17 protein-coding genes and 1 pseudogene are annotated in these 26,349 nt (G+C 65.6%); 11 read left to right on the top strand and 7 right to left on the bottom strand.

Annotation, left to right across the window (positions count from 1 at the left end):
- Positions 1-43 precede the first annotated feature (43 nt).
- Positions 44-6,496 (bottom strand): non-ribosomal peptide synthetase, encoded by a 6,453-nt coding sequence (locus IVA79_RS14610; protein WP_247553843.1) that lies wholly within the window; start codon positions 6,494-6,496, stop codon positions 44-46.
- 143 nt (positions 6,497-6,639) lie between these two features.
- Between IVA79_RS14610 and IVA79_RS14615 the strand changes: the two genes are divergently transcribed.
- The 5 genes from IVA79_RS14615 (at position 6,640) to IVA79_RS14635 (ending at position 12,831) form a co-directional block, all read left to right on the top strand.
- Positions 6,640-10,104 carry an AAA family ATPase gene (locus IVA79_RS14615; RefSeq protein ID WP_247553844.1) on the top strand — a complete coding sequence of 1,155 codons (3,465 nt, stop codon included), beginning with the start codon at positions 6,640-6,642 and terminating at the stop codon, positions 10,102-10,104.
- A 1-nt stretch (position 10,105) separates the two neighbouring features.
- A complete protein-coding gene (locus IVA79_RS14620) occupies positions 10,106-10,900 on the top strand; it encodes a methyltransferase domain-containing protein (protein ID WP_247553845.1) in 795 nt (264 codons plus the stop codon).
- A 106-nt stretch (positions 10,901-11,006) separates the two neighbouring features.
- Entirely contained in the window at positions 11,007-11,273 is a 267-nt protein-coding gene (locus IVA79_RS36790; protein WP_256465622.1) for a type II toxin-antitoxin system prevent-host-death family antitoxin, read from the top strand.
- Positions 11,274-11,281: 8 nt separating this feature from the next.
- On the top strand, positions 11,282-11,752 hold the full coding sequence (locus IVA79_RS14630) for a hypothetical protein (RefSeq protein ID WP_247553847.1): 471 nt from the start codon (positions 11,282-11,284) through the stop codon (positions 11,750-11,752).
- 128 nt (positions 11,753-11,880) lie between these two features.
- Positions 11,881-12,831, top strand: coding sequence for a DUF6492 family protein (locus tag IVA79_RS14635; RefSeq protein ID WP_247553848.1), 951 nt, complete (start codon positions 11,881-11,883; stop codon positions 12,829-12,831).
- Between the two features lie 12 nt (positions 12,832-12,843).
- Here the strand turns inward: IVA79_RS14635 and IVA79_RS14640 are convergent, their stop codons facing one another.
- The gene (locus tag IVA79_RS14640; protein WP_247553849.1) at positions 12,844-13,911 is read right to left on the bottom strand and encodes an endo-1,4-beta-xylanase; all 1,068 of its coding nucleotides are present in this window, start codon (positions 13,909-13,911) and stop codon (positions 12,844-12,846) included.
- A 301-nt stretch (positions 13,912-14,212) separates the two neighbouring features.
- Here IVA79_RS14640 and IVA79_RS14645 point away from each other — a divergent pair, with 301 nt between their 5' ends.
- Positions 14,213-15,649: an oligosaccharide flippase family protein gene (locus IVA79_RS14645; RefSeq protein ID WP_247553850.1), complete on the top strand. Its 1,437-nt coding sequence runs from the start codon at positions 14,213-14,215 to the stop codon at positions 15,647-15,649.
- Positions 15,650-15,887: 238 nt separating this feature from the next.
- Positions 15,888-17,447, top strand: a complete 1,560-nt coding sequence (locus IVA79_RS14650) for a L,D-transpeptidase (RefSeq protein ID WP_247553851.1) — start codon at positions 15,888-15,890, stop codon at positions 17,445-17,447.
- 39 nt (positions 17,448-17,486) lie between these two features.
- On the opposite strand, the pseudogene IVA79_RS14655 reads toward IVA79_RS14650, so the two are convergent.
- The 5 genes and pseudogenes from IVA79_RS14655 to IVA79_RS14675 all read right to left on the bottom strand — a co-directional run.
- Positions 17,487-18,293 (bottom strand): annotated as a pseudogene (locus IVA79_RS14655) (class I SAM-dependent methyltransferase); the annotation flags it as partial.
- Positions 18,294-18,485: 192 nt separating this feature from the next.
- Positions 18,486-18,995, bottom strand: a complete 510-nt coding sequence (locus IVA79_RS14660) for a DoxX family protein (protein WP_247553852.1) — start codon at positions 18,993-18,995, stop codon at positions 18,486-18,488.
- Positions 18,992-19,774: a DNA-binding domain-containing protein gene (locus IVA79_RS14665; protein ID WP_247553853.1), complete on the bottom strand. Its 783-nt coding sequence runs from the start codon at positions 19,772-19,774 to the stop codon at positions 18,992-18,994. Before IVA79_RS14665 ends, IVA79_RS14660 begins: the two co-directional genes overlap by 4 nt.
- The gene (locus tag IVA79_RS14670; RefSeq protein ID WP_247553855.1) at positions 19,764-20,678 is read right to left on the bottom strand and encodes a DUF692 domain-containing protein; all 915 of its coding nucleotides are present in this window, start codon (positions 20,676-20,678) and stop codon (positions 19,764-19,766) included. The genes IVA79_RS14665 and IVA79_RS14670 overlap by 11 nt, the downstream gene beginning before the upstream one ends.
- Before the next feature lie 38 nt (positions 20,679-20,716).
- A complete protein-coding gene (locus IVA79_RS14675) occupies positions 20,717-21,022 on the bottom strand; it encodes a DUF2282 domain-containing protein (protein ID WP_247553857.1) in 306 nt (101 codons plus the stop codon).
- 313 nt (positions 21,023-21,335) lie between these two features.
- On the opposite strand from IVA79_RS14675, the gene IVA79_RS14680 reads away from it, so the two are divergent.
- The 4 genes from IVA79_RS14680 (at position 21,336) to IVA79_RS14695 (ending at position 26,330) form a co-directional block, all read left to right on the top strand.
- On the top strand, positions 21,336-23,432 hold the full coding sequence (locus IVA79_RS14680; RefSeq protein WP_247553859.1) for an adenylate/guanylate cyclase domain-containing protein: 2,097 nt from the start codon (positions 21,336-21,338) through the stop codon (positions 23,430-23,432).
- Positions 23,433-23,516: 84 nt separating this feature from the next.
- Positions 23,517-24,101: a HutD family protein gene (locus IVA79_RS14685; RefSeq protein ID WP_247554034.1), complete on the top strand. Its 585-nt coding sequence runs from the start codon at positions 23,517-23,519 to the stop codon at positions 24,099-24,101.
- A 114-nt stretch (positions 24,102-24,215) separates the two neighbouring features.
- On the top strand, positions 24,216-25,406 hold the full coding sequence (locus IVA79_RS14690) for an adenylate/guanylate cyclase domain-containing protein (RefSeq protein ID WP_247553861.1): 1,191 nt from the start codon (positions 24,216-24,218) through the stop codon (positions 25,404-25,406).
- A 129-nt stretch (positions 25,407-25,535) separates the two neighbouring features.
- Positions 25,536-26,330, top strand: coding sequence for an adenylate/guanylate cyclase domain-containing protein (locus tag IVA79_RS14695; RefSeq protein ID WP_247553863.1), 795 nt, complete (start codon positions 25,536-25,538; stop codon positions 26,328-26,330).
- Positions 26,331-26,349 lie beyond the last annotated feature (19 nt).

A 26,349-nucleotide genomic window follows, 5' to 3' on the forward strand; every position in this document is an offset into this window, starting at 1 on the left:
TCATTCACAGCTTTGGCGAGTGAACTCGTAGTGGCGCGGCCGCTCATGCCGCCTTGCGAGCGAGCAATCGGCCGAGCGGCAAGTTGGGTTGGGCGACGGCAGCCACCAAGAGCGCGACGAGATCCTTCATCCACGCGCCGACCATACGGCCGTCCAGCAATTCGCGCTTGTAATTGCACGAGCCGGTGATGCCTGTCGGGCGTTCCTTGAGCATCAGCGACAGCCACGTCTGGTCGATCGGCAGCACCGGCTGGCCTTCGCGTGCGATGTTGCCGATCGATTCGGTCGAAAGATCCGGCAGATCGAGCGGCTGGCGCAGCGGATTTTGCAGCGTGAAATAGACCTGGAGCAGCGAGGCAGGATCGATGCCTTCCCGCTCCAGGTGGTCGGCCAGGAGGTTGAACGGCAGCTCTTGCCGCGTATGGGCGTCGAGCACGCTCTGGCGCACCCGCGCCAAGGCTTGCGCGAACGACAGCTCGGGCGTGATTTTGGTGCGCACGATCACCGTATTCTCGAACGGGCCGATGATTCGGTCGGTGTCCGGCTGGGCGCGATTGGCCATGGCGGTGGCGACCGCGATGTCGGTGCGGCCCGTTCGCGCCAGCAGCAGCGCCTTCAGACCGGTGAGCAGGCACATGAACAGCGTGCTGTTGTGCTGGCCGGCGAAAATCTTGAGCCGCCCGATCAGCTCACGCTCGAGGCTGACCGGATGGTGCCCGCTGGACGCGCCCGGGGCTGATGTGCCGTCGAAGACGGGGACCGCGCCGCGCAAATTCTCGGTCCAGTCGGCCGCCTGGCGGCGGGCGGCGTCGGTGCCGCACCACCAGCGCTGCCAGCGTGCGACGTCCGAGAAGGCCGGGGGCGGCTTTGGTGGCGGCTCCGACGGATGTCCGGCCAGCGCCGCATAGCGGCGCGACACCTCCTCGAACAGCAGGCCGATCGACCAGCCGTCGACAACGGCGTGATGCAGCGTCAGCAGCAGGACATGGTCGTCGTCGTGGAGCCGCAACAGCCGCGCGCGCAGCAGCGGCGCGCGCGTGGGGGCGATCGGGACATAGGTTTCCTGCTCGATCAGGAGATTGATCTTTCTCTGCTCCAGGGCTCTGCGCCGCTTGTTGTTGTGCGGGCGGCCGTCGCCAATCGTCTCGATGGTCAGGACCCCGCCGAGCGTGCCGGGTGCGGCGAGGTGACGGACGGGCTCCTCGCCGTTCCAGCCGAACGCGGTCCGCAGCGACTCGTGGCGGCCCACGACATCATCGATCGCCCGCGCCAGGGCGGTCGCATCGAGCGGGCCCTGGAGACGGAAGGCGAAGGGCAGGTTGAACAATGGCAAACCCGGAAGGTTCTGCTCGATCCGCAGCATCTGGTCCTGCGCAATCGAGAGCGTCGGCCCGCCGCTGTCGGCCGGCCCCGCATCGGCCAGGCCCGGCACGCTTGCGGCAGGCTTGCGCGGCGTCTCCGCGATGGCCTGGTCGACCCGCCGGGCAAGACTTTCGATCGTCGGCGCCTCGAAGATGGTCTTGATCGGCAGCGACACGCCGAGCGCCCGGGCGACACGCGCCATCGTCTGGCCTGCCAGCAGCGAATGGCCGCCGAGGTCGAAGAAATTGTCGGTGACGCCGAGGCTGTCCACCCTAAGCAGGTCGATCCAGATGTCGGACAGCACCTTTTCGGTGAAGCGCCGCGCCGGCACGGCTGCATCCGGTCCGGGCGCCTCCTGCTGCATTGGCGCCAGCAGCGCGGACCGGTCGACCTTGCCATGGGCATTGAGCGGAACGTGATCCAGGAACAGGAATGCGGACGGGATGGCGTGACCAGGCAGCCGGCTCTTCAGGAATTCGCGCAGCTCGCTGGCGCTGCTTCGGCTGTCGGGCCTTGCGACGATATGGGCGATCAGCCTGACGTCGCCGCTCGCCTCGCGGCGCGGCTCGACGATGCCGGCCCGCACGCCCGGATGATCGGCTAGCGCGTTCTCGATCTCCTTGAGCTCGATACGGTAGCCGCGGACCTTGACCTGATGGTCGGCGCGGCCGAGGCATTCGATCGAGCCGTCGGCGCGGCGGCGGGCGAGGTCGCCGGTGCGGTAAAGCCGGCTGCCTGCCCGGCGCGAGAACGGATCGGGCAGGAAGCGCTGACGGCTCTGCGCGGGATCGTTGATATAGCCGCGGCCGACACCGGCGCCGCCGATGCAGAGCTCGCCGGCCACGCCGAGCGGCTGCGGCTGCAGACTAGCATCGAGCACGTAGAGCTGGGTGTTCGGCAGCGGCGCGCCGACTGAAACGTTGCCGGTCGTGATCGCCGGCGCCTTGGTGAGGCGATGCAAGGAGACATCGTCGGAACATTCCGAGGCGCCATAGGCGTTGATCAGCGGCACTTTCGGGCAATGGGCGAACCAGGCCCGGCAGAGGTCGACCGGCAACGGCTCGCCGGTCGAGATCAGCAGCCGCAATCCGGCGAAGGCGCGCCGGACCTGTGCCTCATTCATCCGTTCGACGATGACGCGCAAAAGCGACGGGACGATCTCGAGCACCGTGATGCCTTCGCGCTCGATCTCCCGTGCCAGCAGCATCGGGTCCTGCACGATCGCGTTGTCACAGACATGCACGCGCGCGCCGACCATCGGCCCCGCCAGAAACTGCCAGACCGAGATGACAAAGCTCTGCGGCGCGGCCTGCGCGATCACGTCCCTGGCTGAGAGGCCGAGCTCGGAGATGAGCGAGGCCAGATGGTTCGACAGGCCGCGCTGCTCGATCATGACACCCTTCGGCGCGCCGGAGGAGCCGGACGTATAGATGAGATAGGCAAGGCTGGAAGCCGCGCGCCGCGGGCTGCGGGCTGGCTTGGTCGATCCCGACGCGATCGCGTCTTCGAGTTCAGCCACCGGAATGCGCTCGACCAGCGGATCGAGCAGCGCCTCGACCATGGCGGACTGGGCCCGTCCGGTCAGCAGCATGCGGGCGCAGCTCGATCCGAGAATGGTCGTGAGCCGCGCCGGTGGCTGATCGGGATCGAGATTGAGGAAGGCCGCGCCTGCGCGCTGCACGCCGATCATCGCGGCGAGCAGGTCGGGCCCGCGATCCGCAAGCAAGGCCACCACGCTCTCGGCACCGATGCCATCGCGCGCCAACCAGCGCGCGATGGCCTGGCTGCGGCGGGCCAGTTCGCGATAGCTCAGGGATGTGCGCCCGTCCGACACCGCAATCGCGTTTGGCGTCTTCCTGGCTTGGCGATCAAAGCGCTCGCTCAAATTGCCGCGGGTGGAGAAACTAACCGGCACGCCGCGGCCTGCCGCCAGCAATTGTCGGCGTTCGGCCTGGTTGAGCAGCGGCAGGCGCGAGATGCGCTGCTCCGGATTGGCGATGACGGCCTTCAGCAGGGACTTGAATTGCCCCGCCATGGCCTCGATCGTCGCGGCGTCGAACAGATCGGTGGCGTATTCGAAGAAGCCGGTGAAGCGGCCGTCGGCCTCGACCAGCTCGAGCGTGATGTCGAAGCGCGCCACCTTGGGATCGACTTCCAGCCGCCGCGTCGACAGGCCCGGGAAGCGGGCCGCCTCGATCGACGCGTTCTGGAGGATGAACATGATCCGGAACAGCGGATTGCCGTCGCTCCGCCGCGCGATCTGCAGCGCGCGCAGCACCTCCTCGATCGCAAGGTCCTGGTTGCGGTAGGCATCGAGCGTGACTTGCCGGACCCGCCGCAACATCTCGCCGAAGCTCGGGTCGCCACCAAAATCGTTGCGCAGGATCAGCGTGTTGGCGAACAGTCCGATCAGGCGCTCGCTCTCGATCTGATTGCGGTTGGCGATCAGCGAGCCCGTCGCGACGTCCTCATGCGCGGTGTGGCGGAACAATAGGCATTGGAAGGCGGCGAGCAGCGTCATGAAGGGGGTGACGCCCTGGTTCTGGCTCAGTGCGCGCAGATCGGCCGACTGTGTCCTGGAGAATTCGAGATAATGGCGGGCGCCGTGACCGCTCCAGACCTCCGGCCTCGGCCGGTCGGTCCGCAGCGGCAGCGTGGTGACGCCGTTGAGCTGGGTCTTCCAGTAATCGAGCTGGTCCTTGGCCGCCGGCGTCTGCGCCCAGCCCTGCTGCCAGAGCGCAAAGTCGCGATATTGGAAAGTGGGCGAAGGCTGTGCCCCCACGTTTTTCCCATGTGCGGCGGCGTAATGGGCGGCGAGCTCCTCCCAGAACAGGCGTTGCGACCAGCCGTCGGTGACGAGGTGATGGACGTTGACCACCAGCGCATGGCTGGTCTCGTCGAATGACAGCAGCGTGACCTTCAGCAGCGGCTCACGCGCCAGGTCGAACGGATATTGCGCGAGCTTGAGCGCCTCGCGCCTGATCATTGCGGCCCGCTCGTCCGCAGCACAGGGCTTCAGCTTGACCCGCTCGAACAGCGGCGGCGATTGCAGCACGAGTTGCACCGGCTCGCCCTGACGCTCGACGATGACCGAGCGCAGCGCCTCGTGGCGCGCGCAGATCGCGGCAAGACCGGCCTGAAGCGCGGCGACGTCGATCAGGCCTTTGAGCACTGCGACTTCGACGACATTGTAATTGTAGCGGGTCGGATCGAGCCGCGAGAGCACGTACATCCGCTGCTGCTGGAACGAGAGCGGCGCCTCTGCCTCCGCCGCTCGCCGCCAGGCCGGCAGTGTCGCCTCCCGGCGGCTCGCAGCGCTCTCGAGCCGCGCCGCAAGCGCGGCAACGGTGGCGCAATCGAAAATGTCCTCGAACGAGAAGTCGACGTTGAAGCGTTCGCGCAGGCGCGAGCGCATCTGCGTCACCGCGAGCGAATCCGCGCCGAGCGCGAAGACGTCTTGATCGACGCCGACCTGCGGCAGCTCCAAGAGACCGGCCCAGATCGCGGCGAGCTGCGTCTCCAGCGCGTTGCGCGGCAGCCGCGCTTCGTCGCTATCCTCGGCCTTGACGATCAGCTCGGCCAGCGCGTTGCGCTTGACCTTGCCGCTGCCGCCCTTCGGCAGGGCTGCCACGCTGCGGATCAGGCTCGGCACCTTGTAGGCTGCCAGCCGCTTTCGCGCGAACTGGCGCAACTGGTCCGAACTCGCCTCGGCATCCGGCCGCAGCACCACGACGGCAGCAACGTTCTCGCCGAGCTTCTCGTGCGGGACGGCGAACACGCCGGCCTCCAGCACCGCCGGATGGCTGAGCAGGACCTCTTCCACTTCGATAGGTGAGATCTTCTGCCCGCCGCGGTTGATGACGTCCTTGATGCGCCCGACGATGAAAAGATAGCCGTCGCTATCGAGATAGCCGAGGTCGCCGGTCCGGAACCAGCCGTCGCGGAACGCGGCCTCTGTCGCCGCCTCGTCATTACAATAGCCGCGGGTCATGTTCGGTCCGCGCAGCATGATCTCACCATGCGCGCCGCTCGCAAGCGCGCGGCCGGTCTCGTCCATGATCGCGATCTCCGGGCCGGCGGCGCGGCCGACCGATCCGATCTTGCGCAGCTCGAACGGATTGGCCGCGATCTGCGAGGCCGCTTCGGTCATGCCATAGGTTTCGAGCACGGGAACGCCGAAAATCGCCTCCAGCCCGTGGAGGATCGTCGGCGCGAGCGAGGCCGAGGCCGAGCGAATCACGCGCAGCGACGACGACCGGGCGCGGTCCGGGTCGGATTCCGCCGCCGTCAGCAGCGCGCGATGAATGGTCGGTACGGCCGTGTACCAGGTCGGCTGCAGCTCCCGCATCCAGCCGAAGAAAGACGCTGCATCGAAGCCGTCGGTGCAGATCACGCTGGAGCCGGCGGCCAGCGCCGTCAGCAGGCCGGAGATCAAGCCATGGGCGTGAAACAGCGGCAGCACGTTGAGCAGACGATCATGCGATGTGAGCGACAGCACGCGGCCGGCGTTGGTGGCGGACAGGCACACATTGCGATGCGTCAGCGGCACCATTTTCGGCCGCGCCGCCGTGCCCGACGTCAACAGGATGAACGCATCGTCGTCGCCGCGCGAGGTGCTGCCGGTAGCTGCCGGCCCGATCGTCGGACCGATGAATTTGCAGCCGCCGAGATTGTCTTGCGGCCCCGGAACGAAATCGATCACCGCGAGATCGAGTGCCTTGGCGGCCTCGCGGCTCGACGAGTTCATATCGGCCCGCGTCACGAGCGCCGTCAGCTTCAATTCGCTGAAATAGCGATGCAGCTCGTCAGTCGTCAGATCGGGATTGACGGGAACGCAGGCGCAGCTCGATGCGACCGCGATCAGCGCCAGCGCGCTGTCGGCGCCGCGCGGCAGCGCAACGGCGATCCGGTCGGCAGGGGTCATGCCGAGCCGGCGCAGCGTACGGACAAGATCCTGCGTCACCTCGCCAAGCGCGCCGTAGTTGAGGATCGGCCGACCCGGGGCGAGCAGGGCGGGCGCCATCGGCGTCTTGCGGGCGTAGAAATCGAGAAGGCCGCCGATATCGGCGAATATCTTCGTTTCGGCCGCCGTGCCGCCTGATTCCTCCGGGGCCGGGAGTATGACGTCCGACAATTCCGTTCCCTTTTGATGCGATTGAGCTATTCTTCCAAGAAGTTGGGGAACGCGTCCAGTCTGAGGTGAAGTTTTGGGCCCAAAATCTGTGGTTGAGGGGCCCCGCAGCCCTTCGACGGAATTAGGGTCGGGCAGAAATCACCATGCTGGAGAATGAGCCGGACACGGGAACGGAAGGCGGGCTGAAGCGCTGGCTCGAGGGCATTGGCCTCGGCCATTACTCCGATCTCTTCGCACAGCACCGCCTCGATCTCGACGTCATGGGCGACCTGACCGAATCGGATCTGGTCGAGCTCGGATTGCCGCTCGGCGATCGCAAGCGGCTGCAACGGGCGATGGCGGCGCTGTTCGAGGCGGAAACGGCGCAGGCGCCCGCGACGACAGAGCGACCGCAAGCCCGCACCGAGGTCGGTGCCGAACGGCGTCAGCTCACCACCATGTTCTGCGACATGGTCGATTCCACCTCGCTCTCCGTGCAGTTCGATCCGGAAGACGTCCGCGACATGATCGCGAGCTTCCGCGAAACCTGCGTCCGCGTGGTCAAGCATTACGAGGGTTTTGCCGCCCGTTTCGTCGGCGACGGCATTTTGGTCTATTTCGGCTATCCGACCGCACATGAGGACGATGCCGAGCGCGCGGTGCGCGCCGGGCTCGAGATCGTGCGGGTGCTGTCGACCGCGCGCGCCGTCGAGCCGCGTGGCGCGCTCAGCCACTCGCCCGCCGTCCGTATCGGGATCGCGACCGGCCTCGTCGTGGTCGGCGATCTCGTCGGGCAGGGCACCGAAGAGCGCGACTCCGCCGTCGGCGAGACCGTCAATCTCGCCGCGCGCCTGCAAGGGCTGGCGCCGCCGAATGGCGTCGTGATCTCCGCTTCGACCCAGTCGCTGCTGAAGGGGAAGTTCGAGTTTCGCAATCTCGGCGTCCATGATCTGAAGGGCATCTCCGAGAAGGCGCAGGCCTGGCACGTGATGCGCGCTTCGCGGGTGGAGACCCGCTTCGCCGCCGCCATGGGCACGCGGCTGACGCCGCTCGTCAACCGCGAGGAAGAGATCGCGCTGCTGCTGGGCCGCTGGCAGCAAGCCAAGGACGGCGACGGCCAGGTCGTCGTCAAGTTCGGCGAGCCCGGCATCGGCAAGTCGCGCATCATCCAGGAGATCTTCGAGCGGATCTCGGGCGACCGCCACGGCCAGGTCTCGTTCCAGTGCTCGCCCTATCACACGTCGACGGCGTTCTATCCGTTCGCCGAGCAGCTCAAATTTTCCCTCGGCCTCGACCGCGAGGATGCGTCCGCGCTGTCGCTGGCGAGCCTGGAGACCGCGATTGCCGCCGCCCATGGCGACATCGAGCAGGTAACGCCGCTGTTTGCCGCGCTGCTGTCGATACCGACGGCAGACCGCTACCCGCCGCTCGAGCTGTCGCCGCAGCAGCAGAAGGATGCGACCGTCGCGGCGCTGGTCAATCACTTCCTGGGCCTTGCGCGCGAGATGCCGCTCGTGATCGCGTTCGAGGATCTGCATTGGATCGATCCGACCTCGCGCGAGGTGATCGACCTCCTGGTCGATCGGGTGCAGAACCGGCCGATCCTGGCCATCATCACCGCGCGTTCCGAATTCCAGCCGAGCTGGAACGCGCATTCGCACATCACGACGCTGGTGCTCAACCGCCTGAGCCGGCAGTTGCGTACCACGCTGGTGGAGCGCGTCGCGGGACGCGAGCTTCCCAAGGAGGTCGTCGAGGAGATCATCGTCAAGACCGACGGTGTGCCGCTGTTCCTGGAAGAGCTCACGAAAACCGTCCTCGAATCCAACCTCTTGACCGAGCGGAACGGGCGCTACGTCCTGTCGGGCCCGTGGCGGCAGCTTGCGATCCCGGCAACCCTGACCGACTCGCTGATGGCGCGGCTGGACCGCATGGGCCCGTTCAAGCGCATTGCCCAAATCGGTGCCACCATCGGCCGTGAGTTCTCCTACGAGACGCTGCATGCCGTCGCCAACACACCGGCCGAGCAGATCGAGGCCGCGCTCAATCATCTGGAGCAGGCAGGGCTGATCATGCGCCGCGGCCATCCGCCGGACGCGCTCTATTCCTTCAAGCACGTGATGATCCAGAACGCCGCGCATGACAGCCTCTTGCACAGCGAGCGGCGCAAGCTGCATTCGCGGATCGCCCAGGTGCTCGCCGAGATGTATCCGGAGAAGACCGAGCGCGAACCGGAGCTGCTCGCTCATCACCTGACCGAGTCCGGCCAGAGCGAGGGCGCCGCCAGCTTCTGGCTCAAGGCCGGCAAGCAGGCGGCCAGGAGCGGCGCCAATCTGGAGGCGATCGGCCACCTGCGCCGGGGCTTGAGCGTCGTGCAAGCCAATGCGCGCATGCAGGGCGCGGACGAGATGGAGCTCGAGCTGCGCATCGCGCTCGGCAATGCGCTGATCTCCGCCAAGGGCTATGCGGTGCAGGAGGTCGAGGAGAACTACATCCGCGCGCTCGAGCTCGGTCAGCAGCTCGACGACGACGAAAAGGCCTTTGCCGCCACCCGCGGCCTGTGGGTCTGCCATTTCATCCGCGCCGATCTCAGCCGCGCGCACGATCTCAGCGTCGAGCTGTTGAAATTCGCCAAGCGCGAGCGGCTGAACGAGCGGGCGCAGCCGGCGCAGCAGACCGGCTATCTGATGGAGGCGCACCGCTCGATCGCGATGACCATGCTCTATCGCGGGCGCTTTGCCGCTTCCCAACATCATTTGCACCGCTGCATCAATCTCTACAGCCCCGATCTGCACTCCGATCTGATGGAGCGGCACGGCACCGATCCCGGCGTCGTCTCGCTGTCCTATCTCGGCTACCTCCTGTGGTTCCTCGGCCAGCCCGACGCGGCGCGCCAGCACAGCGAGCAGGCGATCGCGAATGCCGAGAAGATCCGCCATCCCTTCACGCTCGCCTTCGCGCTCGTGTTCGGCGCCTATCTCTGCCAGCATTTGCGCGATGTCGAAGGCACGCGCGACCACGCCAACCGCGCCATGATCATCGCCACCGAACACAATTTCCTGCATTGGAAGCAGCAGGCTGCGATCCTGCGCGGCTGGGCGCTGACTCAACTCGGCGAGGCGGATGAAGGCCTCAGCCAGATGCGCTTCGGCCTCGACGAGTACGAGGCGATGGATTCCTGGCTCGCCGGCTGCTGGTTCCGCTGTCTGCTCGCGGAAGCCTATGCCAAGGTCGGGATGCGCGAGGCGGCCTTGCGCGCGCTTGACGGTGCGCTCGCGACTGCCAGACGCACCGGCGATCACTCCTATCTTGCCGAAGTCTATCGCCTGCAGGGCGAGATCACGATGTCGGACGATGATCCGGCCTCAGTGCAGGAGGCTGCGGATCTGTTCGCCCTGTCGCTGGAGCTCGCGCGCAAGCAGGGCGCGCTGTCCTGGGAGCTTCGCACCACCGTCAGCCTGGCGCGGCTGTCGCTCGACGCCGGCAAGCGTGAGCACGCGCGTCTCCTGCTCGCGCCTATTGTCGCCAAGTTCAGCGAGGGTTTTTACACGCCGGACCTGAAGCAGGCGATGCAGCTCGTCAACGAGCTCGGCGCGGACGCGCTGGTCCGCGAACGGGCCGATCCGTGACATGAGCGATCTTGCCGCCGCGCGCGCGCGTTACGTCGCGTTGATTGCGAGGCGCGAGGGCATTGCCTCGCCACGCCTGCTCGAAGCGCTTGCTGCCGTTCCGCGCGAGGATTTTCTGCCCAGAGGGCGTTGGCGTATCAAGAGCGAGACGGACCGCGGCTACCGGCTGACGCCAGATGCCGATCCCGTCCATCTCTATGACAACGTGCTGGTCGCGATCGACGCCCGCCGCAAGCTCGACACGGGGCTGCCGAGCCTGTGGGCGCATCTGATCGACGTGCTCGACGTCAAGGAGAAGGATCGTGTGGTCCAGATCGGCTGCGGGCTCGGCTATTTCACTGCGATCCTGGCGAAGATGGTCGGCCCGAAAGGGCGCGTGATGGCGGTCGATTGCGACGAGCGTCTGGCGTTCCGCGCTGCGGGCTATCTTCGCCCCTATCGCAACGTCGTCGTGTTTCATGGCGATGGATGTGAGGAAATCCGCGAACCCGCCGACGTGATCATCATACACGCCGGCTTCTCGTATCCGCATCCGCTCTGGCTCGAGGCGCTGCGCCCGCGCGGCCGCCTGCTGGTGCCGCTGACGCAGCGGGACCGCGAAGGCGCGGTCATCAAGATCACGCGCAAGGGCAAGGGGTTCGAAGCCGAGGCGGTGCAGCAGATCAGGATCTATCCCGGCCAGGGACGCGGCATCACCGCGCTCGATGACCGCGTCGCCGACTGGTGGCAACGCGCCTCGGCGCTGGAGCCGCTGCGGTTTCGTGGGATCGCGCAGGGGCTGCCGTCGGATCCATAGATATAAGTTATTGATATTTAATACGTTTTACTCTCTCGTGTTTCACAGTTGAATACGTATGCGACGTGAATTACATAATTCACGGCATTGATGTATTCGGTGACTTATGCGGGATATAAAGGAGTTCAGCGCGCAGGACCTCCAAAGACGGCTAGGGGAGGTTCAAGACGCGGCTCTCGTTGCTCCGATTGCAATCACGCATCGGGGGCGGCGGCGGCACGTTATGATGTCGATCGACGAGTTCAAGCGCCTCGAACGAGCTGCCAGCGCGAGGGCTTACAGGATCGGTGATTTACCGGCCGATCTGGCTGAGGATCTATCCAACGTCGAGATGGATTCACGGCATGACCATCTCGACAAGCTGCTGGATTAGGTGGCTGCTTGAGCGAGCAACTTCCGGCGCCGGAACCGGGCATGGTTGTTCGCTTCGATTATCAGTGGGCTGATCGCAAGCAGCCTCGGAAGGACCGTCCGGTCTGCGTCGTTCTCGTCAAGGTCCGGCCGGATCCCCGGTCGCAACGGGAAGCGGATGAATCGGCCCTTCTCGAGGAAGTCATCTATCTACCGGTCAGCACCAAGCCGCCCCGTGCGGACCAAACTGCTGTAAAGATTCCGGATCAGGTTTGTCGGCACCTCGATCTCTCCGGCGAGTCGTGGATCGTCATCTCGGAGTGCAATGTTCAGTTCTGGCCGAACGATTTGTCACGCGTGCCGGGATCCAGAAAGTGGCTGTACGGATTTCTGCCGCCAGGCTTCTTCCGCAGTGTTCGCGACCGGCTCGTCGAAGAGCTGAAGAACCAGCGCTTGAAGATGGAGAATGTGCGTTATCTGCCGCCACGTATGAGGTCGTAGCTGCCGGCGCAGGAGCTACCTCCGACGGCTAACAATTCGTTCCATTTTACCTTGATTCCGTTTTGTGAGTTTCCTGTATCTCGCAGTGCGGCTATGAGTGCAGCCTGATCGCCATTTGAGCACGCATCATGCATTCCGTTGCCCTGCTGACTGCCAGCTATGCCAAGGATATCGAACGCTTTTCGCTGCTCAGCGAAAGCATCGACACCTGGCTGACGGGGTATACGCGGCATTATGTTCTCGTTAACGATGAGGATGTGCCGCTGTTCGAGCGCTTCGCATCCGACAAGCGCGTCATCGTTCCAGCCTCGCGCTATTTGCCGAAATGGCTCTTCGCGCTGCCGCCGGCGCTTCAATTCATCAGCAAGCGGCGCGTCTGGCTGTCGCTGCTGTCGTCGCCGGTGCACGGCTGGCACATCCAGCAGATCCTGAAGATCGCCGGCGTCCTCAATGCGCCCGAGCAGCGCGTCTGTATTCTGGACTCGGACAATCTGTTCTTCCGCGAGTTCGACGTCGGCCAATATGCCGGCGGAGAGCAGACGCCGCTGTTCGTCACTCCGAAGGACATCGGCGCTGACCACCCGTTGCATGGCCTGTGGCTGCGGACGGTCGACCAGCTCCTCGGCATCAAGGACCGCTCGTTCCCTGCCGACGACTATGTCGGCAACGCGCTGGTCTGGGACAAGGACACTGCGCGTGCGATGACCGACGCGATCAAGTCGGCGACGGGCCTGAGCTGGACGCTGGCATTGTGCCGCAAGAAGAAATTCTCCGAATATCTGCTTTACGGCAACTTCGTCGCGAACTCGCCGAAGCATCTGGCGACCCATCGGGTCACGGAGGACAGCATCGCAGTCTCGCATTGGGACGACACGCCTCTCGACCGCCCGGCCATCGAGGCGCTGATGCGCGTCGCTTCGCCCGAGCAGGTCGCGCTCTGCATCCAATCCTATTCCTCGACCTCGGTCGACGACATCCGTGACGTGTTCCGTCTCAGTTCGCGCGACCGCCGGGCTCCGAGCCTTGCACCGGACCACATGGACGACGCGGCCGAATTCGTCGTGCCGAAGACGCGCTGAGATCCAGCGCCTTCAGGCGTCTTTCGTAAACTTTCTGATCACGTCCATGAACGGCTTCGGCTTGAACTCACCGTCGAGCGGCAGGGGGCGGTTGGGCTGCTTGTCCGCGCGGGCGAAGGTGCCGTTGATCCAGCTGTAGCGATCCGAGAGGCCCCAGGTCAGGATCGAGCGTACCGGTCCGCTGGTCGAGATCGCCGTCAGCAGATCATCCACGCGCTTGGCGACGATGGCATCGCGCTGCGCCGGATTGCCGGTCAGCTTCTGGTCATCGACGTCGAGCTCGGTGACGAGCACATCTAACCCCCAGGAGCGCAGCTCGGTGACGAATTCAGCGAGGCCATGCGTGTCGATCTCGAGCTCGGCATGCAGGTGCGATTGCAACCCGACGGCGTGCAGCGGGACGCCCTGGTCGAGCAGATCCACGATCAAATTGCGGTAGGCCGCGCGCTTGGCAATGAACGAGTCCTTGGCCGACTCGATGTCGTATTCGTTGATCGCGAGCTTGACGAAGGGATCGGCCGCGGCCGCGGTGCGGAAGGCCAGTGGGATCCAGCTTGGACCCAGATGCTGCGTCCAGAACGTGTCGCGCCGGTCCTTTGGATTGCGGGGATTGTCCGGGATCGGCTCGTTGACGACGTCCCACGACGTCAGCTTGTCCTTGTAGTAGGAGACGACGGTGCCGATGTGGTCGAGATAGGCGCGCTCGACCCCGCGGGTCGTCTTGATCTGTTTGGTCCAGTCCGGAATGTCGTGATACCAGGCCAGCGCGTGGCCCCGCATCGTCAGATCGTTGTCCTGCGCAAAATCAAGGATCGCGTCCGCGCGCTCGAAATTGAAACTGTGCGCATTCGGCCGCAGCATCGGCCATTTCAGCTCGAGCACCGGCACAACCTGCGTGCAATAGGTGCTGATGGCCTCGCCGAGCCGGGGATCGGCCTGCAGGTCCCAGAGCGTGGCGGCCGCGCCAAAACCCTGACGGCGTTGCGCGAGCTTCGAGGCCGGTACCGCCGATGCGGATGCGCCCGCCGCGAGTGCTGCGGCGCCGCCAAGAAGAAATTCGCGTCTGTCGAGCCTGGTCACGGCAAGTCCTCTTCGAACCAACGCACCATCGTACCAAGCGGCGCCTTGCGAAGCCGGGGTTTTGCCTTGTTCGGTTAACCTCTGCCGTTTGCCAATCACGGTTCCTTCCGATCACCTTGCCCTTCGCGGAAGGGCAAATTTAACGCTAACGCGCGAAAGCGACTTCAATGCTTCATTCGCCGCCCGATCTGCAGACTTATGTGACACTCTTGCGCGATGCTGCGGCGCAGTTCGTCCGCCCCACCATGGTCCCATTGATGAACGGCCGTCACACTCGCAAGACCGCCGGTCCCGTGCTCGCATGCTGAACCGCCATTTCTCGATTTATCTCGTCGCCTACATCCTGCCTGCGGCGGTGGGCTTCTTTGCTGTCACGGCCTATACGCGGCTGCTGACGCCGGCGGAATACGGCGTTTATGTCGTCGGCATTAGCTTGGCCGGCATTCTGGGCGCGATCTTCTTCGCCTGGATCAAGCTGTCGGTGTCCCGCTATCAGGCGATGTCGGCGGAGGTGGATTTTCGTGGCACGGCGATGGTCGCGTTCGCCCTCACCGTCGCGGTGCTCTGCGCCACGACCCCGCTGGTGTTCCTGTTCCGCAGCGACGTCAGTGTCGAGCTGCTGCTCGCCAGCATGTTCGTCGCGATCATGGCCAATGCGGTCGATGTCGGTCAGGAGTTCGAGCGCGCCAAATTGCGTCCCTACCGGTTTGCCGCGATCTCGATCGTGCGCAGCGTCTCAAGTGTCGGCTTCGGTCTGCTCGGCATTTGGCTCGGCTGGGGTGGATTGGGCTTGCTTGCCGCGTTCGGCCTGGGCTCGCTCACGGGAATCATCCTGAACCTCGTCGGCGATCGCACCAAGATCGCGCGCTTCCAGCGCAGTCAGTTCATGCAGCTGGCCCGCTACGGCCTGCCGCTGACGCTGGCTGGACTGTCCGTTGCGGTCTATTCGGCCTGCGACCGGCTCATCGTCGCTTATCTGCTCGGCAAGGACGCCGCCGGCATCTTCGGCGTCGCCGCCGACCTGCCCCGCCAGTTCATGGTCATGATTGCCTCCAGCGTCGCTGCCGCCACGGTGCCGCTGGTGTTCAGGTCCTTGTCCGAGAACAACAAGGAGACGACGCGGGAGCGGCTGACCGAGAGCCTCGAACTCCTGCTCGTCGTCGTCACGCCCGTTGCGGTCTGGCTCGCGCTGGCCGCGGATCAGGTCGCCGGCACGCTCGTCGGCGTCGATTTCCGCGCCGGCGTGTCGGCGCTGCTGCCGACTTTGGTGCTTGCCCGCTTCTTCGGCATCGCCAACCAGTTCTACGTCCAGATCAGCTTCCAGCTCGCCGAGCGGCCCTTCATGCTGGCGGCGCAATCCTTTCTTACGCTGGTGGTCAGCGTGATCCTGATGTTCGCCCTGGTCGCCGGCTACGACATCTACGGCGCGGCGCTGGCGACGCTGGCGACCGAGGCGATCGGCTTCCTCGTTGCCGTCGTCCTGATGCATCGCGCCCATCCGGTCCCGTTCGACCTCGGCCGTCTCGCCGGCGTTGGGGTCTCCGCAGCCGTGATGGCGGCTGCGATCCTGTTGACGCGGTCGCAAGTGGGCGGCACCGGCCTCGTGGCGGTCGTCATCGTCAGCCTTGCCGGCGGCCTTGCTTATGCCGCGACCGCCTGGCTCCTCAATGTCGCCAATGTCCGGACGCTGTCGCTGCGTTTCCTGCGGTCCTTCAACCGCAAGGCCCTGGGCGTCTAACGGGCGTCCTCGTCGGCAGAGGTGGACATTCTGCCGCAGTGAATGCCACCAACTTCGGACCAGCCTCGGCGGCAACCGACCTTCCGCCGGTTCGGGCCGTCATATATGAGGATTTGTCGCCCGGGCGTGCCGAATCTCGCCACAGACGGAACGTAAGGCGGCTGCGATTTCTTAATTGAATGATCGCAATCTGATACATGATCGGCACGAGCGGGCCGGCATTTCGACCGAGGATGGCATGAAAAACCGACTGACGACGGCGCAACCCACCAAGGCGATGCGGCGTCGGGGGCCTCCCGGACTGGTGACATTAGCGGCAATGGCGGTCCTGGCGGCGCTCGCGCCGGCGAGCGCGGCCAAGCAGGCGCGCCAGCCGGTCGAGGCGGTGGCCCCGCGCCAGGCCGGCGAGCCGATCATGGCGATCGTATCGATCAAGAGCCAGCAGGTCACCTTCTACGATGCCGAGGGTTGGATCCTGCGCGCGCCGGTCTCGACCGGCACCTCGGGGCGCGAGACGCCGGCCGGCATCTTCGCCATCATCGAGAAGGACAAGGACCACCGCTCGACCATGTATGACGATGCCTGGATGCCGAACATGCAGCGCATCACCTGGAACGGCATCGCGCTGCATGGCGGACCGCTGCCCGGCTATGCCGCTTCGCATGGCTGCGTGCGCATGCCCTTCGGCTTTGCCGAGAACCTGTTCGACAAGACGAACATCGGGATGCGGGTGATCATCTCGCCCGAGGACGCGGCCCCGATCGATATCGCTCATCCCCTGCTGTTCACGCCGAAGCGCGAATCCATCGCGGCGGCGCCGGGCCGCATCGACAAGCTCTCCGTCGAGGCCGACGAGGCGATTCGGGTCGCCGACGAGACCAAGAAGGCCGCATCAGCGGCCGCGAAGGAAGCTGCCTCGCTCCCCGCATCGCTGCGCAAGCTCGAACAGCAGAAGGCCCGCGCAGACGCCGAGCTCGCCTTCGCCGACAAGACGCTCGCGAACGCCAAGAACGATCAGGCCCGCGCCAAGGCCGAGGAGCTGAAGCAGAAGGCCGCGACCAAGGCGGCCGACGCCGCGACGCAGCTCGATGCCGCCAAGGCCGCCGCGCAGCCGAAGCGCGATGCCGTCGCCGCCACGAAGGAGGCGGCGAAGGCCGCCGCAGCCAGGAAGGCCGAGGCCGTGAAGGCCGCGACCGACGCCAAGCTCGCGCTCGAGCCGGTCTCGGTCTACATCAGCCGCGCGACACAGAAGCTCTACGTCCGGCGCAACACGCACAAGCCGGCGCCCGACGGCGGCGGCGAGGTGTTCGACACCAGCATCGAGGTTCCCGTTACCATCCATAATCCCGACCAGCCGATCGGCACGCATATCTTCACCGCGATGGCAAAGACCGATACGGGCCTGCGCTGGAGCGCGGTCACGATCGAGAACAGCGACGAGGCCAGGAATGCGCTCGACCGCATCACCATCCCGCAGGAGGTGTGGGATCGCATCGGGCCGACCGCGCTGCCGCGCTCCTCGATCATCATCTCCGACGAGCCGCTGAGCAGCGAGACCAATTATCGGACCGAATTCGTCGCGGTGCTCAGCAACCAGCCGCAGGGCGGCTTCATCACGCGCAAGCCGACCGCGCCTGCCATGATCGCGAGCGATGACGGCTGGGACAATGGTGGCAACGGCTTCGGCTTCTTCTTCCAGCAGCGCGATCCCTACGTGCAGCCGGCCAATCCGCGCCGCCAGCGTGGTCAGTACCAATACTATCAGTCGACGCAGCCGATGCAGCGAAGCTGGTGGTAGCACGCAGGACGGTGCCTCGCGCGGCGCCCTGCAACTACGGCGCGCTTCGATGACCACAGCCTGAATCTTGCCTTCCACCGGTCCGCCGCCATGACGCGTCCGGATCGTCTCGGCGACGATGTCGGTCGCAGCCTGAAGCTTGCTGGCATCCCTTGCCTCGATCTCGCTGCGCAGCGGCGTGCCCTGGCAGAGGGCGCGCGCGACGTAATCGGCCGACGGTGCACGACTGATCTCAGATCGCGTCTCGATCGAGATGTCGCGAAAGCCGGCACGTTCGAGGTCGGTTCTGATGACGGTCTTGTCGTAGTAGCCGTGCGGCGTGCGGACCATGAATCGCGGCGGGTCGTCGGGAAACAGTTTTTCCAGCGCGATCGTGGCTTCATGCGTCAGCACATTGTCCTCGATCCGATCCCAGACGTTGAACACGAACGTGCCGTCTCGCTTCAGGACGCGTTTCACCTCTTCGTAAGCCTTGACGCGATCCGGAAAGAACATGGCGCCGAACTGGCAGCAGACCACGTCGAACTCGGCGTCGCCGAAGGGCAGAGCCATTGCGTCGGCCTGGCGCCAGGTGATGCGATCGTCATCCGCTTGGCGCTGCGCGGCGACCGCGAGCATCGGCTCGTTGAGATCGGTCGCGACATAACGGACGCGGCGCGGCAGCGCCGCCGCCACGGCGCGCGTCACGGCGCCGGTGCCCGCGGCGATCTCGAGCAGCACGGCGGGAGCGCGGGCGGCGACGCGTCGTGCGATGTCCTCCGCATAGACGGAGAAGATCATCGGAACGAGATACTCGTCGTAGATTTTCGGAATCGAGCCGGCGAAAACCTTGTCAGTGTCGGACATGTTTGCCTCGCTGCAGGTTCAAATGCAGGATGCATGTTACCACACATTTTCGCGCACATGCCGGCCTCACCGCGCATCGCAAGGTGAGCTTCGAAGGATGGGCAACGGGCACTTGCGGCCCATCCTTCGAGGCGCGCAAGGGCGCGCACCTCAAGATGACGGCGGTGTATGTGGATACGCAAAACCTTGGACCTATCGCGCCTGCGATCGCGCGCGACAGACGAGATGGTCGAGCGAGATGTGCCCGGGTCCGTAAGCCATGAGGGCAAGTGCCATCGCCGCCCAGGTGAGGTGGATCGGCCAGCCGTCGGGCACGGTGAGCTCGACGATGACAGTCATGAACAAAAGTCCGAGCGCGGCAAACCGGGTGCCGAGGCCCACCACCAGCAGGATCGGAAACATGATCTCGCCGCAACCGGACAGGAAGGCCATCACGGCTGGTGCCGGAAAGTGATAGGGCCCACCGGGCAGATGCAGCATGAACTCGTCGCTGAACAACGTCACGGCGGTGTCGTTGAGCTTGAGGAAGCCGCCCCATTTGAGCATGCCCGAGCGCCAGAACGGCACCGCCAGCGCCAGGCGCAGCACGAGCTGGACGAGCGATGGAGCAGCGATCGTCCGCACGAGCTGATTGGCCTTGTCCATGAGCAGCCCGAGTGAGGGCAGACTGCCGCCAGTCGTCATGCGTTGGTCCGTGATCATCGTGCATCTCCGAGAGCATGCGAGGTGAATGCGCCGGCCGCGATCAGGCCGGCGATGTTCGTGGCGATGTCGAAGTCTGCGGCCGCCTCGAGCGCCGCGCTCGCGGCTTCGCCCAGCGGTTGGCCGGACGCCAGACTGAGGGCAAAGACGGCGCCGCCGGGCGGAAGATGCCGCACCACGACCTCGACATCAGGCCGTGTGATCAGCGCGTCCTCGGCTATGGATGCGTCGATGCGGGCGCTGGGTGCGCCATCGCGGTTGGCCGCGAAGATCGTCACGGCAGCAAACGGCGAGCGGACGATCCGCATCGCCGGATGCGGCGTGAACACGACTTCAGCCAGCCGATCCGGGGCAATCGAGGCGAGCGGGACCGGCGACAGCGGGGCGGCGTCGCGCGCATGGTAGCAGTCGAGCCAGGCCCGCTCGATGCGCGCGACGTCGGCGAGCCAGGGCATATCTTGCGCATGCTCGTAAGCTTCGATGAACTCCGGAAAGCCGCGGCCATACTCGAACAGCAGCGGCGATGTCGGCGGATTGCTACGAACATGGAAGCGCGCCATGGCACGGAAGTACTCGGTCCCGGTGATGCGCTGCACCGCCGGATAGACCGCGGCGAGCGCGTCGATCAGGCTGACGGTGACGTTGTTGCGGTAGACGTCGTAGCGCCGGCCGGCGGCCTTGCCATTCGGGCCGATCACGCTCGCGGGCGTGCTGCGCGCCGGATCCAGCAATGCCTGCGCGAACGAAGCGGCAAAGGACGAGCCGGAATCAGGCAGCATGACGCTCTCCTTTCGGCGCGGCAGACTGGTGACGGTCGAGGATCGCCTGGGCGGCAGCGGCCTCCGCTCGCAAGACCGGCCAGTCCGGAATGTTGCTGTCCCATTCGATCAGCGTCGGCACCGCGCCACGGCGCCGGATCACGATCTCATAGAGCTTCCAGACGGCGTCCGCGACCGGGCCATCATGGCTGTCGATCAACAGCAGGTCGCCTTCGTCGTCGGCCTGCGCGGCATGGCCCGCAAGATGAATTTCCTGGACGAGCGACAGTGGGAAGTCCGCGAGATAGTCGAGCGCGGAGTATCCCTGATTGTTTGCGGAGACGAACACATTGTTGACGTCGAGCAGCAGCCCGCAGCCGGTGCGCTCGGCAATAGCGCGGATGAACTCGGTCTCGCGCATCGACGATTCGCGGAAGGCGACATAGGTCGACGGATTCTCCAGCAGAAGCGGGCGGCGGATCGCCTCCTGCACCTGGTCGATGTGGTCGCAGACACAAGCCAGCGTCGCTTCGGTATAGGGCAACGGCAACAGATCGTTGAAAAAGCTGGTCTCATGGGTCGACCAGGCCAGATGCTCGGACACCAGCGCCGGCTGATAGCGTGCGAGCAGTCCGCGGAAGCGCGCCAGATGCGCCTTGTCGAGCGGCCGAGGTCCGCCGATCGACATGCAGACGCCATGCAGGGACAGGGGATGATCGCGGCGGATCGCCTCCAGCGCGCGATGCGGCGGGCCTCCGTCGCCCATGTAATTCTCGGCGTGGACTTCGAAGAAGCCACGCCGAGGTCCTGCCTCGAGGATTGCAGGCAGATGCTCGGGCTTGAAGCTGGTCCCGGCAACGCCGCCGATGGGCGTTGCGAAGCGGAGCGGCTTGGCTGCTGGGGTCGGCTTGATCACCGTGCTCATCCTGCTGCTCCGTTGCTGCTTCCTGGCGACGTCGGCCGTTAAACCGGCTTCAGCGAACCCTTCTTGCCGCCCGGCAGATCGATGCTGGTGCAGGTGCCGCCCTGCACGAACTTCCAGGCGTTGCCCTGGTAATCGACGGTCGAGGTACCCTGACAGGTCGTGCCCGGTCCTGCGGCGCAGTCGTTCTGGCCCTTCAGCGCGACGCCGAAGCACTTCTCCTTCTTGGCGGCGACCGCAGCATCGGCCTCGGCCTTGGTCAGCGGGCCGGCGGCAGCCAGGGTCGCGAGCGCGGTCGATACGGCGCCGGCGAGGACGAGCGAGGTGACAGCATGTTTGGCAGACATCGAGATTCTCCTGTTCGAAATGGCATCGCCTGGCAGGCGACGGCGCATGATCTCCTTCGTTCCGCGCCCCGCCCGCGTTACTGGGCGGGCTGCTCACGAAACCGTGAGACCGATGGATCGGGCGCACCCGCCGGTGCGCTTGGGTCGGCATTAGCGGGCAAGCGTCCGCTGAACGCCAATGCCCAGGGTCTATCGAGACGGTAGCCTCCGGGCATTGGCGGCGCTCGCCCGTTCCTGCCAGACGTAACGGGCGGGCGGCGGCAACGTAGAGCAATGTCAGTGGCTGGCGTGGACCGGCAGGGCGAAGACAGCAATGACGGTTGATCCCGAACGACGGATTCCTGCGATCGCAAGGTTGACGGTCAGCATCCGCCTCGCGGTGTCAGCCCTGGTCCTGGCTGCGATCCTGCTGACCGCCGCGCTCTCCAGCCTGCTCTGGTGGCGCACGGCGGAGGCCACCAGCCGGCAGCTCGCCTCGACCATCAACGAGCAGATCGTGGCGGCGGTGCGCAAGGAGGTGTCGGCCATCGTCGACGAGGCGCGCGCCGCGCACACCGCGATCCGCACCCTGTTCCTGCAGAACGTGCTCGACACCCGCGAGGCCGACAAGCGCGAGTTCGTGTTTCTGTCGCAATTGCAGTCGCAGGCGACGATTTCCTGGGTTGCTTTCGGTTGGCCCGATGGCTCCTTCTTCGCCGCGCACAAGCTCGGCGATCGCCGCCTCGAAATGATGGAGATCTCGCTGACCGACCATCCAGGCCAGCGCCGCGTCGATGAATATGATGTGGTGCCCGGCGACATCGAATTCGCCAATCGCCGCTTCGAGCCGACCTCATTCCGTGTCGCCGATCAGGCCTGGTTCAAGGCCGGGCTGAGCGCGGACGATCCGCAATGGTTCAGGGTGATGGACCATGCGACCGGCGAGCGGCCGTCGATCGCCTTCGCGGGGCCGATCGACGTCTATCAGGAGCGGCAAGGCGTTCTGGCCGTCATCATCGAATACACGAGGCTTGCGCGCTTCCTGTCGCAACTCGAGGTCGGGCGCACGGGGACCGCCTTCATCGTCGATGGTAACGGCGAGCTCGTCGCGGCGCCTGACAAGGAGGCTGACGAGCTCCATCCGGCGCGCGGCGACATGAAGCTGCTGCCGCTCGCGCGCGTGGCGCTCGACAAGGCGGGTGAGGCCGGCCGCAAGGAGGCTTGGCGGAGCCGGCTCACGGCGGGCGGCGCAGCCTACGAGGTTGCGTTGACGCCGCTGCCGTTTCCCGGCTGGTCGCTCGCCACGGTGATCCCCGAGGCCGAATTTCTCGGGCCGGTCGAGACGACGCTGCGGCGCCTGATCCTTGGGCTGGCCATCGGTGCCGTGTTCGCGGCACTCGTCTCGGCGATGCTGGCGCGTTCCGTCATTGCCGCGCCGCTGTCGCGCGTCGTCGGCGAGCTTCGGCATGTCGAGGCCTTTGCGCTGGAGCAGGTCCGTCGCCATCCGTCGCGGCTGAAGGAGATTGCGAGCCTGTCGGGCGCGATCGCCGAGATGGCGGCCGGGTTGTCCGCATTCCGAAAATTCATCCCGGCCGATCTCGTTCGTGACTTGCTGCGCCAGGGCGTCGAGGCGAAGCCCGGCGGCCATGTCCAGGAGCTCAGCGTGATGTTCATCGACATTGCCGGCTTCACCGGGCTGTCCGAGCGGCTGGGCGATCGCGTGGTGCCGCTGCTGTCGCGCTATCTCGACGTCACCTCGGAGATCATCGTCGCCAATGGCGGGACCATCGACAAGTTCATTGGGGATGCCGTGATGGCGTTCTGGGGTGCGCCGCAGCCGCAAGACGATCACGCCGCGCGATGCTGCCGCGCGGCGCTCGCCTGCCGCAAGGCGATGGACGAATCTGGCCTTGCCGACGACCTCGGTCAGCCGCTCCAGATCCGGATCGGCATCAATTCGGGCCGCATGCTGGTCGGCAATATCGGTTCGGAGCTGCGGCTGAGCTATACCGTGATCGGCGATGCCGTGAATGTCGCTAGCCGGCTCGAAGGCGCCAACAAATCCTACGGCACGCAAATCCTGATCGGCGAGACGACCGAGCGCCTGGCGCGCGGCGCCGTCGTCACGCGCGAGGTCGACAGCATCGCGGTCTACGGACGGGAGGAGGGGCTCTCCGTCCACGAGCTGATCGGGATGGTGGACGGAGATGCCACCGATGGCGAGGCGATGAGCTGGATCGCGGATTACGAACGCGGCCTTGCCCGCTATCGCGCGCGGCGGTTCGCCGACGCGCTGGCCGATTTCGAGACGGTATTGAAACGGCGCGGCCACGATCGGCCCGCGGAGCTGATGTGCGACCGCTGCCGGCAGCTCGCTGCAGATGCACCCGATGTCGCCTGGCGACCTGTGGCGGCGTTGGCGTCGAAATAGCGGCATAGACCCCAAGGCGCGGCTGCCGGCCGTTGATGCGGAAGCCGGTTGGCAAAGTCTGCCGATTCCGCCCATGATGTCGACATGAAGACCACGCTGCTCAAACCTGAAGACTACACCCGCTCGCCCTGGAAGAACGGCGGCGGCATCTTCACCGACATTGCGGGGGCCTGGCGCGAAGACGCGCCGGCGAGGGATTGGAGCAGCCTGCTCTGGCGCTTTGCCTCGACGCCGATCGTCGCGCCCGGTCCGTTCTCCCATATGCCCGGCATCGATCGTCTCCAGATGGTCATCAATGGTCGCGGGCTGGTGCTGAAGTCGCCCGCGCAGGATTTTGACGAGCGTGAACCTTTTACGACGGTGCGCTTCACCGGCGAGACGGAGATCGTGACCGCGCTCGAGGCGGGGCCCGTCGAGGTCGTGAATCTGATGGCGCGGCGCGGGGCTGCCGAGATCGCGCTTGCGGCGCTGCGCGAGCCCGGCGAGCGACAGCTTGCCGCCGGCACGCATCTGGTTTACGCCGCGCGCGGCGATTGCCGCATCCGCCTCGGGCTTAAGGATTTTTCACTTTCGCACGAAGACACGCTGAAGGTCGAGCTCACCACGGCCTCAGGGATCACGCTCGTCTCGGGGCTGGCCGTGCTGGCGTCGATCCGGCTCCTCGGCTAGGCGGCAACTGCGGCGGTCGCCGATGCGCACAATCCATGCAACTGGCTAGGTTGACGCGGCGGAGCCGGGGCACGATATCTGCCGTGATGCAGGCCACAGCTCAAGGGGCATGATATGAACGCGCCGGACAACAATGCCCCCACGCAAGCCGACGGCGTCGTCGACTGGTTGACCAACGGCACGCGCGACCAGCGCTTCATCGACGACATCTTCGCGCAAATGTGCATCCGCCTGCAGCAGGCGGGAATTCCGCTGAAGCGGTCGACGCTCCATGTCCTGATCCACCATCCGCAATGGCTTGGCGCCCGGTTCATGTGGTCCGACGGCATGCGCGAGGCGGAGATCGCGCGGGTCGACTATGACGTGCGCGAGCGGTCCGAATACATCGGCAGCCCCGCCAACGAAATGCAGGACGGTGCGACCGAGGTGCGGGAGAATCTCGAACGTGATCCCTCGCTCGGCCGCAAGCATGCGCTCTACGACGAGATGCGCGAAAAGGGCCTGACCGACTATGTGGCATGGCCGCTCTACCATACGCTCGGCAAGCGGCATCTCATCACTTTCGCGACCGACCGGCCCGGCGGCTTCGATCACGCGCATATCGCCGCCCTCAAGAAAGTCTTGCCGGTGCTTTCCCTGGTCAGCGAAATCCGCATCAAGAACCGCCTGGCGCGCACCCTGCTGGAGACCTATGTCGGCTCCCATGCCGGCGAGCTCATCCTGGCGGGCGCGACCCGGCGCGGCACCGGCACGACGGTGCGCGCCGCGATCATGATCTGCGACCTCAGGGATTTCACCAAGATTTCCGATAACTGGCCGCGCGACGACGTCATCGATCTCCTCAACGATTATTTCGACGCGATGTCGGAGCCGATCGCGCGGCACGGCGGCGAGATCCTGAAATTCATCGGCGACGGCCTGCTCGCGATCTTTCCGCTTCAGGCGCCCGGCGCCTGCGCCAATCTTCTCCACGCCGTGACAGAAGCCCGTCAGGCCATGGCCGCCCTGAACGAAAGGAACAAGGCGACCAGCCGGGCGCCGCTGAACTATGGCATCGGCGTCCATGTCGGCGACGTCATGTACGGAAATATCGGATCAACCAGCCGGCTCGACTTCACCGTGATCGGGCCTGCCGTCAACATGGCCTCGCGCCTCGAAGCTCTCACCAAGAAATTGGGGCGAACAGTGCTGCTGTCCCGCGACTTCGCGGAGCTGGTGGAGCCGAAGTTCGAGCTGGAGCACGTCGGCAAGCACGAGGTGCGCGGCTTCAGCGATCCGATCGAGCTGTTTGCCTATCCGGGGTGATGTGCATGAAGGCCGGGCGGCGGAAGTAGCGAAGCTTTCCAACCGGGGCTTGTCTAGTTGCCAACGCGGGACTGGGTGACTACGCTTTATCCCAGTCAGTCCAGACGTCGTTCGATCGGCCGCGCGTTCATGCCCAAATTCCTTCGCATCGGAGTCCATCAGTCGAACGTGTCGGGTTACACGTCGAAGGCGTGGTGTGTCCGACGGGTTGGCGCGGTGGTTTTCCTGAAGTGGGGCGCCGTGGAGGTTCAGGGCGCTGGCGATGGGCGAAAGGTGTACTGGACGCGGGTGCCGCAGGAGAAGACGATACGCTGCGGCACGGCGCAGAAGGCCCAAGATTATACGAAGGCCGCGATCGCCCGGCGCCGCAGTCACCGCTATGAACCGCTGGCCGGACCGATCGCGCTGCAGCGCCGGTCGGCCGAGCGCAGCGTCGAGCTCAAGCAGGCGCTGGCCACGATCCTGATCGTCGACATCGTCGGCTCCACCGCAAAAGCCGCAAAGCTCGGCGATGCGCGTTGGACCAAAATCATGGGCCACTATTACGCCGCTGTGCGCAAGGAGCTGAAGAGTTCGCGCGGCAAGGAAGTCGTGACCACCGGCGACGGCGTGCTGGCGACATTCAAGGCGCCGGCCTCCGGCATCCGTTGCGCGACTGCGATCCAAAAGGCGGTGCGCACGCTGGGGCTCGACATCAGGGTCGGGCTGCATGCGGGCGAATATAGTGTGAGCGGGGGCGAGATGGTCGGACTCGCCTTTCACATCGGCACGCGCGTCGCCGCCAAGGCGCGTGCCGGCGAGGTCCTGGTCTCGAGCGCGGTCAGGGACCTGATGATGCGGTCAGAGATCCGCTTCAGGGACCACGGCATGCACCAGCTCAAGGGCGTGCCGGCGCGATGGCGCCTGTACCGGGTGGAGGATTGAGCGGGATTGCGGAAGGAGC

Source organism: Bradyrhizobium sp. 138 (assembly GCF_023074075.1).
GTDB lineage: Bacteria > Pseudomonadota > Alphaproteobacteria > Rhizobiales > Xanthobacteraceae > Bradyrhizobium.